The organism is Candidatus Diapherotrites archaeon, from assembly GCA_040755695.1.
GTDB lineage: Archaea > Iainarchaeota > Iainarchaeia > Iainarchaeales > 1-14-0-10-31-34 > JBFMAK01.
Genome location: JBFMAK010000028.1, coordinates 1 through 1,435, shown reverse-complemented (window position 1 = coordinate 1,435; position 1,435 = coordinate 1). Strand labels below are relative to the sequence as shown.

Genomic DNA, 1,435 nt, shown 5'->3' with positions numbered 1-1,435 from the left:
CGGCCGGGGGATTTACCCCTGGGTTTGGGAACTTTGGCTGGTGTCCCAATCTGGCCAATTATTCGTCCAAAGTCTCTGAGTGTTCTGGTTGGGGAAGCCACCATTTTATCAGACTTGAACGTTGATAGATATTTCTCCCATGAATTAGGCATGGCCTGAGCAAGATGCCGGGCTAAATATAACTGGACAGAAACCAGTGACACAATTTGCCACCAGTTTTCTTCATGCTCAACTTCCGGGGTTTGATAAGCGGCCATTAGTAGATGTTGTTTACCGAAGCGGAAAAAGTGTTCCAAGTCATACCGTTGCTGATAAGATTCCCAGATATCGCTAAGTGAGAGTTCATGACGCCTTTTCCCCATAACGATTAACCATAATGGACGTTTAAAGGCTTCTCTACCCTGGGCATCAAAATATCGAATACGCACCAGGGTAAACGGGTATTGGTGCAGAGGGATATCCTGTTTCCCAGTCATCAGCAAGTTGTGCCAGGCTTCTATCTTAACAGTATATTCTTTGTTTCGCCTGCTGAGATAAGTGAACTGACATGATTGATTGGGGTCATGCCATGTTTCGGGCTTCTTAAGCGAAAAAGGTTTTCCATACCAGGTGGGATGAGCTTTGCCCCGCTTCTTGGCCGAAGACAATTTTGGTTCTCGATACAGAGTGCGATTTCCCCGCAGTCGCGCGATGACCACTAAGTTCTTATGATGTTGCACACGACCAAGATATGACGCGGCGCTATAAGCGCTATCTACTACATTGACACAAAACTTTTGGTAAAAGGGCAGTGTTTTATCCGTCAATAACATTTCTGTTTGTTGGGTAGCTATCTTTGTGGCCGTGTCTTTGCTGGTTACACGATTCACTAAAAGAGGAACCGTCCAGGAGGGAGTGTCTCTCTCTTCTTTTTCTGGTAAAGCTGATAGAAAAGAAAATTGATGACCAATAGTTACCGGCTGATTTCCTGAAATGGCATTCGGTTGATAAACAAATACCCGATCCTCTAACGTAGATGAAAAACGACGAGGTGCAGGTGTTACATCTATCCCAAACAACCAAAACTTACGTTTTGGAGGCTCGAGGTAATGACTAATTATCCGCATCCATTTTTGGGCAGCCTCTAATCGTTCTGTGCCAGCTTTCTCAGGGGTCGAGCGGCTAAAGAAGTTATCAATGCTGTCAGTCACACTGCTGTAGCTACGGCGGAAAAAAGGACTTAAGCTTAATTCGACCACCGAACGAGCCTTGGAGTTCGTCGATAATGAATCGATTAAATCCATCGTCGCATCTGGCCGATAGGTTAAATTTGAATACAGTTCTTGACGAAACTGGTGAAGTTGAGTAGTATAATGTTTGGTATTCATAATACTCTACTATTCGACCAGATTCGCCGATTTCTTAATATTTTTTTTACATTTTGTCCAAAGTCCAA

1 protein-coding gene is annotated in these 1,435 nt (G+C 44.0%); it reads right to left on the bottom strand.

What is annotated here, in order from left to right; all coding sequences use genetic code 11:
• Positions 1 to 1,367, bottom strand: a 1,367-nt coding sequence (locus AB1467_07465) for a transposase (protein ID MEW6296093.1), incomplete at its 3' end; no start/stop codon positions are given.
• Between the last annotated feature and the right edge of the window lie 68 nt (positions 1,368 to 1,435).